The 13,214-nt window shown below is 68.9% G+C and carries 12 protein-coding genes and 1 tRNA gene; 9 read left to right on the forward strand and 4 right to left on the reverse strand.

From position 1 onward, the window contains the following. Positions 1–86: 86 nt before the first annotated feature. Together IC605_RS14470 and IC605_RS25400 are read left to right on the forward strand one after the other, a co-directional pair. Positions 87–1,688, forward strand: coding sequence for an efflux RND transporter periplasmic adaptor subunit (locus IC605_RS14470; RefSeq protein ID WP_216325532.1), 1,602 nt, complete (start codon positions 87–89; stop codon positions 1,686–1,688). Next, complete coding sequence (locus IC605_RS25400) at positions 1,685–5,071, forward strand: efflux RND transporter permease subunit (RefSeq protein WP_216325535.1); 3,387 nt, start codon at positions 1,685–1,687, stop codon at positions 5,069–5,071. The genes IC605_RS14470 and IC605_RS25400 overlap by 4 nt, the downstream gene beginning before the upstream one ends. Positions 5,072–5,178: 107 nt before the next feature. On the opposite strand, the gene IC605_RS14480 is transcribed toward IC605_RS25400, so the two are convergent. Then, the gene (locus tag IC605_RS14480; RefSeq protein WP_216325538.1) at positions 5,179–5,901 is read right to left on the reverse strand and encodes a 50S ribosomal protein L25/general stress protein Ctc; all 723 of its coding nucleotides are present in this window, start codon (positions 5,899–5,901) and stop codon (positions 5,179–5,181) included. A 257-nt stretch (positions 5,902–6,158) separates the two neighbouring features. Between IC605_RS14480 and efp the strand changes: the two genes are divergently transcribed. The 3 genes from efp (at position 6,159) to accC (ending at position 8,842) form a co-directional block, all read left to right on the forward strand. Continuing rightward, positions 6,159–6,716: an elongation factor P gene (efp, locus tag IC605_RS14485; RefSeq protein WP_216325540.1), complete on the forward strand. Its 558-nt coding sequence runs from the start codon at positions 6,159–6,161 to the stop codon at positions 6,714–6,716. A 171-nt stretch (positions 6,717–6,887) separates the two neighbouring features. Further along, on the forward strand, positions 6,888–7,418 hold the full coding sequence (gene accB, locus IC605_RS14490; protein ID WP_216325545.1) for an acetyl-CoA carboxylase biotin carboxyl carrier protein: 531 nt from the start codon (positions 6,888–6,890) through the stop codon (positions 7,416–7,418). Positions 7,419–7,504: 86 nt separating this feature from the next. Continuing rightward, positions 7,505–8,842, forward strand: coding sequence for an acetyl-CoA carboxylase biotin carboxylase subunit (gene accC / locus IC605_RS14495; protein ID WP_216325547.1), 1,338 nt, complete (start codon positions 7,505–7,507; stop codon positions 8,840–8,842). 66 nt (positions 8,843–8,908) lie between these two features. Here the strand turns inward: accC and IC605_RS14500 are convergent, their stop codons facing one another. Then, complete coding sequence (locus tag IC605_RS14500; RefSeq protein ID WP_216325550.1) at positions 8,909–9,124, reverse strand: hypothetical protein; 216 nt, start codon at positions 9,122–9,124, stop codon at positions 8,909–8,911. Positions 9,125–9,287: 163 nt separating this feature from the next. Here IC605_RS14500 and IC605_RS14505 point away from each other — a divergent pair, with 163 nt between their 5' ends. Further along, complete coding sequence (locus IC605_RS14505; RefSeq protein WP_216325553.1) at positions 9,288–9,638, forward strand: class I SAM-dependent methyltransferase; 351 nt, start codon at positions 9,288–9,290, stop codon at positions 9,636–9,638. A gap of 39 nt (positions 9,639–9,677) precedes the next feature. Next, positions 9,678–9,947, forward strand: a complete 270-nt coding sequence (locus IC605_RS14510; RefSeq protein ID WP_216325557.1) for a hypothetical protein — start codon at positions 9,678–9,680, stop codon at positions 9,945–9,947. A gap of 45 nt (positions 9,948–9,992) precedes the next feature. On the opposite strand, the gene IC605_RS14515 is transcribed toward IC605_RS14510, so the two are convergent. Next, a complete protein-coding gene (locus IC605_RS14515) occupies positions 9,993–10,301 on the reverse strand; it encodes a hypothetical protein (RefSeq protein ID WP_216325560.1) in 309 nt (102 codons plus the stop codon). A 117-nt stretch (positions 10,302–10,418) separates the two neighbouring features. On the opposite strand from IC605_RS14515, the gene IC605_RS14520 reads away from it, so the two are divergent. Together IC605_RS14520 and dnaG are read left to right on the forward strand one after the other, a co-directional pair. Beyond that, positions 10,419–11,198, forward strand: coding sequence for an exodeoxyribonuclease III (locus IC605_RS14520; RefSeq protein WP_246580845.1), 780 nt, complete (start codon positions 10,419–10,421; stop codon positions 11,196–11,198). A 118-nt stretch (positions 11,199–11,316) separates the two neighbouring features. Further along, on the forward strand, positions 11,317–13,080 hold the full coding sequence (dnaG, locus tag IC605_RS14525; RefSeq protein ID WP_216325566.1) for a DNA primase: 1,764 nt from the start codon (positions 11,317–11,319) through the stop codon (positions 13,078–13,080). 58 nt (positions 13,081–13,138) lie between these two features. Here the strand turns inward: dnaG and IC605_RS14530 are convergent. Then, positions 13,139–13,214, reverse strand: a tRNA-Gly gene (locus IC605_RS14530).

Consider the following 13,214-nt stretch of genomic DNA (forward strand, 5'->3'; position numbering starts at 1 on the left):
TGGCCGCGGTCCACGGTAGGCAGGACGACCAAACATGGTGACCCCTCTTCGATGTTCCTTCGTCAAAAGGTGGTTCCATAAACAGCATGGATCAGGCATCGAGGCCAGTCAAAGACGCAGAGAGCCTGCCTGCCTCCTCGCCGGGCCGCTCGCCCGCTCCTACCGACCGGAAACGCCGTGCCTTCCCCTGGGGGTGGCTGCTCGTGCCGCTGCTGCTCGGTGGGGTCGGGTACGTCGGTTATCGGCTGGGGCAGGACGACGCGGGCAGCGCGGCAAGCGCGGGCGGAGGCTTTGCAGCAGGTGGTGCGGGAGGTTCCAGCTCCCGGCAGGGGCAGGCGGGCTCGGCTCAGGGAGCAGGGGCCCGGACAGGCGGTCAGGGGACCGGGACAAGCGGACAGGCAGGTACCGGGCAGGCCGCAGGAGGCCAGGGCAGTGCCGCCGCTGGGGCCTCCGGCACCGGGAGCGGCCGGGGGGCGGGCCAGGGACAGGGGGCAGGCGGCACGCCCGGCGGAACCGGCGTCGTCACCCCCGTCCAGGCCACGACCGTTCAGACGGGCACCCTCCGCACCGAGCGGCGCCTGACGGGCACGGTCGCCTCGGCGCAGGCGGTCACGGTGTCGGCACGCACGTCGGGCACCGTGACGAACATCGCGGTGGACGTGGGCGGGCAGGTCAACGCCGGGCAGACGGTCCTCTCGCTCAGCAACAGCGACCTCAACACCAGCGTGGAGAGCGCGCGCAACGCGCTGGAGACGGCGCAGGTGCAGCTCCGCACCCAGACGAACACGGTGCAGAGCGGGCGGGCGCAGCTCCAGCAGCAGGTCAACGCGGCGCAGACGGCCCTGAACAACGCCCAGCAAAACCTCGACGCCCTCCAGCGCCTCGCGGCCATCGGGGCGGCGTCGCGGGTGGAGGTGAACAACCAGCTCGCGCAGGTGGAGGCGGCCCGCACGACCCTCACGACCGCGCAGGCCAACCTCGCCGAGAACACCCGCGCCCAGACGGAGGGGCTGGCGGAGGCCCGCCTCGCCGTCCAGCGGGCGCAGATCACGCTCAACCAGGCGCAGCAGGCGGCGGCGGCCGTGCGCGTGACCGCTCCCTTCGCGGGGCAGGTCACGGCGCTGAATGTCAGCGAGGGCCAGTACCTCCCGGCGAACAGCGAGGCCTTCTCACTTGTCAGCAGCCAGCGGCAGGTGGCGGTGAACGTGCCCGCCACGGAGGCTTCCTCGCTGCCCGTGGGCGCGGCGCTGACCTTCGTCGTCGGGGGGCAGAAGTACCCGCTCAAGGTGTCGCAGAATGCGGGCGCCCCCGTCAGCGGCAGCGTGCCGCTCGTCGCGCGATTCGTGGAGACGACCCCTCCCGCGCTGGGCGCGGTCGGCTCGGTGGTCTACACCGCGAAGGTGGCGACGGGCGCCCTGGTGCCCAGCACCGCGCTCCAGGTGGACGGGGACCAGACGTACGTCTTCACGGTCGAGGCCGGCAAGGCCCAGCAACAGCAGGTCACCGTCCTCGGACAGGCGGGCACCCAGTCCGCCGTGAACGGGGTTGAAGCGGGGGCTTCGGTCATCACCCAGCCGCCGACCGGCCTGCTCGACGGCGCGAGCGTGACGACCGCGAGCGGCAGCAGTCAGCGGAGCAGCCAGACGGGACCCGGCGCGGGCAGCCCGCCCCCCGGAGGTGCGCCGTGATCCGCAACGTGGGCCGCAAGGTCTTCGACCGCGTGAATCCCATCGTGGGCTTCTCGGTCGCGCGGTATGTCTTCGCCATCGGCATCTTCGTGGGGATCGTGGTGTTCGGCGTCGTGTCGATGCGCTCGCTGGGCGTGGACCTGCTGCCGAGCGTGAACATCCCCGTCGTCAACGTCAGCACCTCCTATCCCGGCGCGAGCCCCACCTCGGTGGACGAGGAGGTCACGCAGGTCATCGAGAGCGCGGTCGCGCAGGTCCCCAACGTCACCTCGATCAGCTCGACGAGCAGCACGGGGAGCAGCCGCGTCACCCTCCAACTGGAGGACGGCACCGATCAGAACGCCACCGCCAACCAGGTCGCCTCGCTGGTGTCGGGGGCCACCCGGCAGCTTCCGGACGACGCGGGCAGCCCCAGCGTGCGGACCTTCAACCCGAACGCGCAGGCGATCCTCGAATTCGGGGTCTCGGGCGGCACGGCGAGTCAGGCCGACGTGTACGACTACGTGGAAGACCAGCTCGTCCCCAGCCTCCAGCGGGTCGAGGGCGTGGCGGACGTGGAACTCAGCGGCGGGTCGCAGCGGGAGATCGAGGTGCTGCTCGACCCCAACAAGCTCGCCGCCTACGGCCTGAACCCGCAGAGCGTGTCCTCGGCGATCAGCGGCAGCAACGTCCGCTCCTCCATCGGCACGGTCACGCGCGAGGGCAACACCCTGAACTACACGACGAACGCGCGGCTGACCAGCCTCGAAGACATCTCCAACGTGATTCTGGATGCGGACAGGGGCGTGCGCGTCGCCGACGTGGCGGGCGTGCGGGACGCCACCGCCACCACCGGGGTCACCCGCGTGAACGGCCTGCCCGTGGTGCTCGTCTCCATCCAGCAGACCTCGGGAAGCAACGCCGTCGCCGTCGTGGACGGGGTGAGGGCCCTCATCTCGGGGACCACCCTGCCCGCCGGGTACGCGGTCACCTTCAGCAACGACACCACCGGCCCGATCCGGTCGAGCATCGAGTCCACCACCCACGAGCTGTGGGTCACGGGGCTCGTGGTGGCCGTCGTCACGCTGCTCTTCCTGGGGCGGCTGAACACCGCCTTCACGGTGATCCTCGCCATCCCGATCTCGCTCGCCGCCGCGCCGATCCTCTACAGCCTGCTGGGCTTCACCTTCAACCAGGTCTCGCTGCTCGCATTGATCGTCGCCATCGGCATCGTGGTGGACGACTCCATCGTGGTCGCCGAGAACGTCGAGCGGTACCGGGCGATGGGTTTTGACCGCGTTCAGTCGGTGCTGCGCGGGGCGTCGGAGGTCTTCAGCGCGGTCGCGGCGGCCTCCCTCTCGCTGCTCGCCGTGCTGATCCCGGTGAGCTTCCTGGGCGGCATCATCGGCGAGTACGTGCGGCAGTTCGCGCTGGGGCTCGCGGCGGCGGTGCTGCTCTCGTGGCTGGAGGCGCTGCTCTTTCTCACCGTGCGCATGGCGTACACGCCCGACGCCGAGCCGCTGGGCTGGCGGGACGTGCCGCGCGCCTTTGCCCGGCTGCCGCAGGCCGTGCGCTGGGGCCTCGCCTCGGTGCGGACGTGGTGGTTCTGGGTGCTCGCCGCCGGGCTCGCCGCTCTGATCTGGACCCGGGTGGAGAACCGGCTGCTGCTGCTCGGCCTGCTGCTCCTGCCCGTGGCGCTGATGGTGGTGCGCTACCTCTGGGGCCTCCTGCTCGCCGTGCTGGAGGCGCTGACGACCACCCTGCACGGCGTCACCGACCGGGGGCTCTCGTTCGTGCGGGAAGGCTACGCGCGCAGCCTGGACGGCGCCCTGCGCAACAGCGTCGGCGTGCTGCTGATCGCCGCCGCGTTCCTCGTCGCCACCGTGCTGCTCGTCGTGCCGCGCATGAACTTCACGTTCACCCCAAGCACCGACTCGGGCACCCTGCGCGCGGGGCTGCGGCTGCCGAGCGGCCTGTCGCTGAACACCCGCAACGAACTCGTGAGCCGCATGGAAAGCTACTTCCTCTCCCGGCCCGAGGTGCAGACGGTGCAGGCGTCGGTGACCTCGAACGGCACCAACCTCAACATCACCCTCAAGGACAAGGAGGAGCGTGAGGGCAGCGCCGCCCTGACCTCCACCTACCAGCAGGCGCTGAGGGGCATGTTCAGCGACTATCCCGAGGTGCGGGCGAACATCTTCAGCGGGGGCGGCTTCCGGGGGCAGGGCAATTCCCAAAGCCTGACCCTGGTGGCGAGCAACTACGACCTGCTCAAGCGCCGGGCGGCCACCGCCGTGAACGTCATCGAGGGGAACCCGAACGTCTTGAGCGCGAGCAGCAGCCTCGACAACACGACGCTGGAAAACCAGTTCGTGCCCAATCCCAGCCTGCTCGCCCAGGCGGGGCTGACGGCGAGCACGGTCGCCCAGTCGCTCGCCACCTACGGCAGCGGCAGCAGCGGCGGCAACGTGGAGATCGGCGGGGTGACGTACCCCGTCACCGTGGGGCTCGATCCCCAGTACCTTCAGGACGACCAGTCGCTGCTGTCGCTGCCGATCTCCAGCCCGTCCCTAGGGGGCAGCGTGACGGTCGGCCAGCTCGGCGGCATCGTGCAGGCGAGCACCCCGACGAGCGTGCAGCGCACCAACCGCCTCTACAGCCTGGACCTCTCGGTCGAGCCCGATCCGGCGAGCGGGCTGACGAACGCCCAGCTTCAGACGCAGCTCGTCACGTCGCTGACCCAGGCGGGCGTGATCGACAACCTCGTGTCGGTGGGCACGGCCGACAGCAACAGCGCCTTCGCGCTCGGCAACCGGATCGGGGCGCTCGGCCTCCAGGCCTTCGCCATCTCGATGCTGCTCGTGTACCTCGTGATGGGCGCGCAGTTCAACTCGTTCCGCTATCCGCTCTACCTGCTGCTGCCGGTGCCCTTCGCGGTCGCCGGGGCCTACTGGATGATCTTCCTCGTGGGCGGCACGCTCGACATCTTCGGGGTGCTGGGCTTCCTGCTCCTCATCGGCCTGTCGGCCAAGAACGCGATCATCTACCTGGAGTTCGTGGTCGAGCAGATGCAGGAACGGCCCCTGCGGGAAGCCCTGATCGAGGCGAGCCGACTGCGCTTCCGCCCGATCATTATGACCACGCTGACGATCCTCGTGATCAGCATCCCCCTCCTGCTGAACACGGGCGGCGCCAGCGAGTTCGGCAAGAGCCTGTCGATCATCATCGTGGGGGGCATCAGCGTCTCGGCCCTGATGACCTTCTACGTCGTGCCCGCCGCCTTCTACCTCTTCGAGCGGGGCCGCGCGGCGAAGGGCCAGCCCGCCCCGCGCGAGGTCGAGGCGGAGGTTCCGGCCCCCCGGCCCACCCTGGCTCCCGGAGCCAGCCCGGCGCCCGGCGCATAGGGGCTCAAGGGCAGAGGCGTTCAACCCGCGCAGGATTGGACGCCTCTTCGCCTGCCATAAGGAGGGCCGGAGCCCCGTCTGGGTGCCCCGGCCTCCGACGCCTGCCCTTACTGCTCCTGAACGGTGCCGTCCTCCCCGGAGGCCTCGTCGGTCGCGGGCTCTCCCGTGGTCTCGGCGCGGGCCTCCTCGATGGTGGCGTCGCCCTCCAGCACGGCCTCGGCGGCCTCTTCGGAGAGCTCGCCGGCGGCGACCAGCCCGGCGACCTGGGCGGCCTGGGTCTCGGCGGCCAGCTCCTCCTCGCTGAGGCGGGACGGCAGCACGCTGATCACCACGAGGTCCTCGGCGGCGGCGAGCTTGACCCCCTGGGGCAGGCGAATCTGCCCGGCGGTCAGGTGGTCGCCGATGTCGAGGCGGGTCACGTCCACGGTGATCTCCTGCGGAATGCGCCGGGGGCCGGGCGCGATCACCGCGAGGTTGTGGACGACGACATCGACCAAGCCGCCCATCGTCTCACCGCGGCTCTTGCCGGACGTGTGCACGGGCACGCTGACCTCGATGGGCTCGCCGTACGTCACCATGAAGAAGTCGGCGTGAATGGGCTGGCGGCGGCGCTTGTCCATCTGCACCGTCTTCACGAGCGCGGGGAAGGTCTCGCCGCCCTCGATGGCAATGTCGAACAGGCCGGTGGTGCCCTGCTGACGGAAGGCGCGGTCAAAGGCCTTGCGGTCGAGGGCAAAGGAGACGTTGTGCTCCTTGTTGTAGGCGACGGCGGCGATCATGCCTTCGGCCAGCTTCTCCTGGCTCTTGCGGGGGACGGCTCTCAGTTCCATGTGGGGTTTCCTCCGAATGCCCGTGGCCGCCTCTGTCTCGCCGAAAGCCCCGGCAGCGCGGGGAAACGGGGCGGGGGCCAAGCAACCCTGGAAGTGTAGCAAATCCCGGCCAGGGCGGGAAAGGGCTGACGGCGCTCCCGCGCCCGCCGCCTCCAAGCCCATCTGCTAGAATCGTGCCTGTTGCCGACGCGGCGCGGCCCCCTGAATTCCCCCACGGGGAGACACGCGCCCCGGCCCGAGCGAGGAGACAGAGCGACATGATCAGCGTGACTGAACTGCGAAACGGCACGAAGGTGGAGATGGACGGCGGGTTGTGGGAGTGCCTGGAATATTCCCACCTCAAGATGGGGCGCGGCGGCGCCAAGGTGGTCACCAAGTTCCGCAACATGGAAAGCGGTTCTATCGTGGACCGCACCTTCAACTCCGGCGAGAAGCTCCAGGACATCTACGTGGACGGCAAGACGATGCAGTACCTCTACAAGGACGGCCAGGACTACGTGTTCATGGACCTGGAGACTTACGATCAGGTGCACCTGCCCGGTCGCCTCGTCGGCGACGCCTCCAAGTTCATGAAGGAGAACACCGAGGTCGAGGTCCAGATGTACGGCGACAAGCCCCTCAAGATCACCCTGCCCAACCAGGTGATCCTGAAGATCGTGCAGACCGACCCCGGCGTGCGCGGCGACACGGTGTCCGGCGGCACCAAGCCCGCCACGCTGGAGACGGGCGCCGTCGTGCAGGTGCCCCTGTTCGTCGAGCAGGACACCAACGTCAAGGTGGACACCCGCACGGGCGACTACCTCAGCCGCGCGTAAGAGCAAGCCGGTCCCCGTGCCGCCCACCGTGTCAGGAGGGGCGGCACTTGCCTTTTGCCCTTAGACTCGGTGCAGCCTCACGACTGTTCAGCGGCGGGTGACCGCCTATGGACGCGCCGCCCGCGTCATGATGGGGGGCGACTTTCCGTGAATTCACCACTAGGAGGGGCCATGAATCCAGACGACCTCAAGAAGATCCTCGACGCCCTGAGCGCCGCCGACGTACGCGAGTTCAGCCTCCAGACCGGCAGCTACACGCTCGACCTCAAGCGCGGCCCGGTGACGGCGGGGGGCAGCACCCCCACGGCGGGCAGCAGCATGAGCAGCCCCGCGCCGTCTGCGGCCTTCCAACCTGCTCCCATGCCCGCCCCCACCCCGGCCCCGACGCAATCCCTCACCCCGGTCGCCCCACCCACCGACGCGCCTGAGCCCGCGACGGCGGCCCCCAGCACCCCCGCCCGCTCCACCGGAACGCCCGTCAAGGCGCCCATCGTGGGCACCTTCTACGCGGCGAGCAGCCCGGACGCGCCCGCCTTCGTGAAGGTCGGCGACACGGTGCAGGCCGGGCAGGTGCTGTGCATCATCGAGGCGATGAAGCTGATGAACGAGATCGAGGCCGAACTCGGCGGCACCGTGCGCGAAATTCTGGTGAACAACGCCGAGCCGGTGGAGTACGGGCAGACGCTGTTCATCATCGAGTAAAGGGGTTAGGAGTTAGGGGTTGGGACTTAGGAAAAGCCTTCCTAACCCCTAATCCCTAACTCCTAAAACCTTGCCGGAGGCATCCCATGTTCAAGAAAATCCTGATCGCCAACCGGGGCGAGATCGCCCTGCGCGTCATTCGCACCGCGCGCGAGATGGGCGTCAAGACGGTCGTGGTCCACTCCACCGCCGACGAGAAGAGCCTGCCCGTCCTCATCGCCGACGAGGCCGTTTGCGTCGGGCCGCCCGCGTCGAACGCCTCGTACCTCAACATCCCCAATATCCTCTCGGCGGCGATGATGACGGGTGCCGAGGCGATCCACCCCGGCTACGGCTTCATGGCCGAGAACCCCGACTTCGCCGAGATGTGCCGCGAGCACGGCATCGTCTTCATCGGGCCCACGCCCGAGTCGATGCGGGCGCTGGGCTCCAAGGCGGGCGGGCGCGAGATCGCGGCGCAGTCGAACGTGCCCGTCGTGCCGGGGACGGGCGTGCTCGAAAACGTGGACGCGGCCCTCCTCGCCGCCAAGCAGATCGGGTACCCGGTGCTCCTCAAGGCGTCGGCGGGCGGCGGCGGGCGCGGGCAGAAGATCGTGCGCACCCAGGAGGAGTTGCGTTCGGCCTTCGGGCAGGCGCAGGAAGAGGCGCGGCTGTACTTCGGGGACCCCGCCATCATCATGGAGAAGTTTCTGGAGGAGTTCCGCCACGTCGAGGTGCAGGTCATGGGCGACGGGCAGGGCCACGTCATCCACATCGGCGAGCGCGACTGCTCGATCCAGCGCCGCAACCAGAAGCTGATCGAGGAGGCGCCCTCGACGCTGCCCGACACGCTGCGGCAGGAGATTCTGGACGCAGGGGTGCGGCTGGCACGGCACGTGAACTACGCCGGGGCGGGGACCCTCGAATTCATCGTGGACCGCGACGGCAACTACTACTTCATGGAGATGAACACCCGCATCCAGGTCGAGCACTGCGTCTCCGAGGAAATCTCGGGGCTCGACTTCGTGCGGCTGCAACTCGGGGTCGCGGCGGGCGAGGGGCTGCCCCTGCGGCAGGAGGACGTGCGGCTGCGCGGCCACGCCATCGAGTGCCGCATCAACGCGGAGGACCCCGACAAGGACTTTCGCCCGGCGGCCGGGAAGATCGAGGACATCCACTTCGCGGGCGGCCCCGGCGTGCGGGTGGATTCCCACGCCTACAGCGGCTACGTGATCCCGCCCCACTACGACTCGCTGATCGGCAAGCTCATCGTGTGGCACGACTCGCGCGACCAGGCGATCTCTCGCATGAAGCGGGCGCTCGAGGAGACCGTCATCCACGGTCCCAAGACCACCGTGCCGCTCTACATCAAGATCATGGACAATCCCTTTTACCGCCGGGGCGCGGTGATGACGAACTTTCTGAGGACCCGTCTGGAAGTTTAAGGGTGCCCGGAGCATCCAAAGAGAAGGGACGCGGCGTCGCTGCCACGTCCCTTTCCCGTCCTGAAATCAGCCCGTGATGATGTTCTTGCCCGCGTTCTCGCGGTCCTCGATGATCTTGCCGAGGATGAAGAACGTGGGGGGCCAGAAGCCGACGAACAGGGCGTCGCGCTCCTTCTCGCTCTCCTCCTTGGAGGTGCTCTTGGTGTTGCCCGAGACGAAGTTGGCCGCCGACGCGAGGATGGAGGCGAAGCCGAGGATGTACATGATGTTCGAGAGCTTCATGCGAGACCTCTTTCTGCAAGAACGGAAGAGATGGAAAAACCGACGAGGCCGGACCGAGCGGTGGGACCCTGAGTGCTCTGCCCGAACTGTCCTGACTCTGATGTGCGCCCCCCTCCCGAAAAGTGACCTTTACCGCCTTCTGAAGACCGCTTAAATTGCCGCTATGACGAACATGGAGAGAAGGTGCAGCCTCAGTGAAAGCGCCGCTCTTGCGGCCCGCGACAGGGTGCTCTCGCGTCTGGTCGGGGTGGAGTGGCCGTTCAGCCCCCTGCTCGGTCTGCTCAACCCTCCCCCCGCGGCCGACCTGCTGGACGTGGGGGCCAGAGGGAGACGGTTGCTGCGGACCCTGTGGGCACAGGGACACATCGGCCGCCCGGTGGGCCTCGATCCGCAGCCCGGTCGCTCGGACGTGCCGGTGGGAGAGGCCAACGCTCTCCCCTTCGCGGGCGGGGCCTTCGACGTGGTGACCCTGGTGCGGGTGCTGGGCCACCTGCCGAACACTCAGGCAGTATGAGAGGAAGCAAGACGGGTTCTCAGGCCCGGAGGTCGGGAGGTGCTGGCCGCCCACGGGGACGAACACCTGCGGGACATGTGGCGGGCGCTGGGGAGCCCCCCCGGTGGGCCGGGGCCGGAAGAGGCGCTGCGGAGTGCCCTCATCCAGGCGGGAGGGGTGGCCCTGCGGCTCGACGCCCGCCTTCCCGTCACCTTAGCGGCGGCGGACACAGCGGCGTTGGTGACTGCCTCCCATCTGGAGGACGTGCCGCAGACGGACCCGCCCATCCACGACACCTTGCACCTGACGCTCTGCGCGGCGCGGTTCTGAGACGTTCGGGAGGAGGCGCGTGGTCGCGCACCCCCCACCTCCCACTTACTTGTCGAACTTCTCGTACCCGGCGGCACTACGGCGCTGGGCACCACGGGCGTAGTCGAGCTGCATCTCGACCGTCTCGTGCTTGCCCTCGGTGAAGGTGGAGTCGTGAATCCAGTAGTTCAGGCGGTGCTCGCCGAGCTGCACCCAGAACTTGTGGGCGTCCTCCTCGTCGCGCCAGAAGACGACGTGTTCGTACTGGTTGCGCTGCGCCCAGGTCTGCACGTCCGCGAGGACGCGGGCGGCCTTCGGGTGGGTCATCTCGAATTCGCTGCCGTCCTGCTCGTTGCGGAACTTGATCTCGGCCATAACACCCCCAGCGTACCCGATGCCCGCTGGCCCGGGGCCATGATGTCCGGAAAGGCCAGTTCGAAAGGCCCCCGCTCCCGCTTGCCCGCCCCCGCCCGTGGGGCTATCCTCCCGCCGATGGCGCCTGATCCTTTCCCCCTTCAGGTCACGACCCTGAACGTCAACGGGCTGCGCAGCGCCCTTCGCAAGGGCCTGAGAGACTGGGTGGCGCGCGAGCGGCCCGACGTGCTCCTGCTTCAGGAGGTGCGGGCCGACGCCATGCCCGAGGCCCTGGCGGACCTGGGTTACGCGGGCGCGTGGTTTCCCGCCCGGCGGGCCGGATATAGCGGCGTGGCTCTCCTGAGCCCGCATCCCCTCGCGGACGTGCGGGTCGGCATGGAACACCCCGAGATGGACGACGAGGGCCGGGTGCTCAGCGCCGTCCTGGCGGGCGTGCGCTTCGCCAGCGTCTACCTGCCGAGCGGGAGCAGCGGCCAGGGGCGCCAGGACTTCAAGGACCGCGTGCTCGCCGACTACCACGCGTGGGCGGCGGCCACCCTGGCGGAGGGCGTGCCCCTCGTCATCGGCGGCGACTACAACGTCGCGCACCACGAGGTCGACCTGAAGAACTGGCGGTCGAACCGGGGCAGCAGCGGCTTCCTTCCCCACGAGCGCGCGTGGATGACGGCCCACCTCGCCTCCGGCCTGACCGACACCCACCGCGCGCACCTCGGCGAGCGGGCGGAGTATACGTGGTGGAGCAACCGCGCGGGTGCCTACGCCAACGACGTGGGCTGGCGGATCGACTATCTCCTCGCGGCGGGCGTGACCGTCCGGGACCTCTCGGTAGACCGCACGGTGAGGCTCAGCGACCACGCGCCGCTCACGGGGATGGTCGAGCTCCCCTGGCCGATCTGAGCCGTTCCTGTCCGACCGTTCGGGAACTGTGCGGGTGGGGTCGGGGCGAGTACACTGAAGGTCTTCCGTTCCCGGGACCCCGGGACGAGGGGACGCGCGGGAGGGGGTGAGGGGCAACGTGGGAACCAAGGAGGATGTTCGGTCGCGGCTGAACATCGCGGAGGTCGTGGGGGAATACGTGCGCCTCTCCCCTGCCGGGAAGGGCCGTCTCAAGGGCCTGTGCCCCTTTCACAAGGAAAAGAGCCCCTCTTTTCAGGTGGACACCGAGCAGGGGTACTTTTACTGCTTCGGTTGCAAGGCGGGCGGCGACGTGTTCAGCTTCGTGCAGCGCGCCGAGAACCTGAGTTTCGGCGACGCCCTGCGTAAGCTCGCGGAAAAAGCGGGCGTGCAGGTCGAGGCGAAATACGGCGAACGCGGAAACCGCGACCTGTACGAGGTGAACGCCTTCGCGCTGGGCTACTTCCGTGAGCACCTGACTGGACCGGCGCTCGACTACCTGCGCGGCCGTGGCCTGAGTGACGCCACCATCGAGGCCTTCGAGCTGGGTTACGCGCCGGGGGGCTGGGACGGTCTGCTGGGACGGGCCCGCAGCCGGGGTCTCGCCGAGCGGCAACTGCTGGAGGCGGGCCTGCTGACCGAGAACCCCGAGTCGGGGCGGGTGTACGACCGCTTCCGGGGCCGGGTGATGTTCCCGATCCGCGACCACCTGGGCCGCCTGGTGGGCTTCGGCGGGCGGGTGCTCGACGACAGCAAGCCCAAGTACCTCAACACGCCGGAGACGGAGGTGTTCAAGAAGGGCGAGCTGCTCTACGGGCTCGACAAGGCGCGCTCAGGCCTGAGCGGCGGGGCCGAACTCGTCGTGGTGGAAGGGTACATGGACGTGATCGCCATGCACCAGCACGGCTTCACGGGAGCGGTGGCAAGCCTGGGGACGGCCCTGACCGCCGAACACGCCACCTTGCTCGAACGGCTGGGGGCCACCCGGCTGACCCTGATGTTCGACCGCGACGAGGCGGGGCTGCGGGCCACCCTCGCGGGGCTCGATCAAGTGCTCGGGGCCAAGTTCCGGGTTCGCGCGACGAGCGTGCCGAGCGGCAAGGACCCCGCCGACGCCCTGTTTGCCGGGGACGAGGAGGGCCTGCGAACCGCCCTCGGCAGCGGGCTGGATGAGGTGCACTACCGCGTGCAGGCGGCGGTGGAGGCCTATGGAACGGAGACGGCGGAGGGCAAGAGGCGCGTCCTGATGGCGCTGCTGCCCCGGATGCAAAATCTCGACCCCCTGGACGAGGGCGCCGAGCAGATGCGGACCATCGCCTGCCACCGCCTGAGCATCAAGCCCGAAGCGCTGCTGGAGTGGATCGGCAGCAAGGCCAAGCGCCGCACCCTGACCGACACCCACCTCGCGGGCATGAGCGCGGTGCGCGCCGAGGAGGACCGCGAACTCGCCCTGCTGCGCCAGCTCCTCGTGGACCCCAGCCTGCTTGCCAAGTTGGACGGCACGACCCCCTGGCGCAACGAGGCCGTGCGCCGGGTGATGCTCGCCGCCCAGGGTGCCCGCAGCCCCGACGAGATTCTGGAGGTCTTTCGCGGCCAGCCCGAGGAACAGCTCCTGATTCGCCTGATGTTCGAGGGACGGGACACGGGCGCGATCTCCCGCACCGCCAACGAACTCTATGAGCAGAAAGTCACTGCCTACGCCGCCGCCGCTGTGGATGACATCCAGACCGGGATCAGCATCGACTCCCTGCGCGCCGAGGTGGACCTGCTCAAGCGTCAGGTTGCCGGAGCCTCCGCACAAGAACAGATGGCCCTGCTGCGTCAGATCGGCGAACTCCAGCGGGCCATCGAAGCCGAGAAGCGAGGAAGGCGCACTCACGCCTGAGCCGCGGCTTCCCGGCAAGTTCAACCAAAAAGCCCCACCGGGGCGGGTGGGGTGAGGGTGGAGCGGGAGACGAGATTCGAACTCGCGACATCTACCTTGGCAAGGTAGTGCTCTACCAGCTGAGCTACTCCCGC

The sequence above is a fragment of the Deinococcus aestuarii genome, from assembly GCF_018863415.1.
GTDB lineage: Bacteria > Deinococcota > Deinococci > Deinococcales > Deinococcaceae > Deinococcus > Deinococcus aestuarii.

Coding starts and splice junctions, on each gene's coding strand:
- IC605_RS14480 (WP_216325538.1), bottom strand. CDS start 5,901: ATGGAACTGAGAGCCGTCCCCCGCAAGAGCCAGGAGAAGCTGGCCGAA.
- IC605_RS14500 (WP_216325550.1), bottom strand. CDS start 9,124: ATGAAGCTCTCGAACATCATGTACATCCTCGGCTTCGCCTCCATCCTC.
- IC605_RS14505 (WP_216325553.1), top strand. CDS start 9,288: ATGACGAACATGGAGAGAAGGTGCAGCCTCAGTGAAAGCGCCGCTCTT.
- efp (WP_216325540.1), top strand. CDS start 6,159: ATGATCAGCGTGACTGAACTGCGAAACGGCACGAAGGTGGAGATGGAC.
- accB (WP_216325545.1), top strand. CDS start 6,888: ATGAATCCAGACGACCTCAAGAAGATCCTCGACGCCCTGAGCGCCGCC.
- IC605_RS14520 (WP_246580845.1), top strand. CDS start 10,419: ATGGCGCCTGATCCTTTCCCCCTTCAGGTCACGACCCTGAACGTCAAC.
- IC605_RS14515 (WP_216325560.1), bottom strand. CDS start 10,301: ATGGCCGAGATCAAGTTCCGCAACGAGCAGGACGGCAGCGAATTCGAG.
- IC605_RS14470 (WP_216325532.1), top strand. CDS start 87: ATGGATCAGGCATCGAGGCCAGTCAAAGACGCAGAGAGCCTGCCTGCC.
- accC (WP_216325547.1), top strand. CDS start 7,505: ATGTTCAAGAAAATCCTGATCGCCAACCGGGGCGAGATCGCCCTGCGC.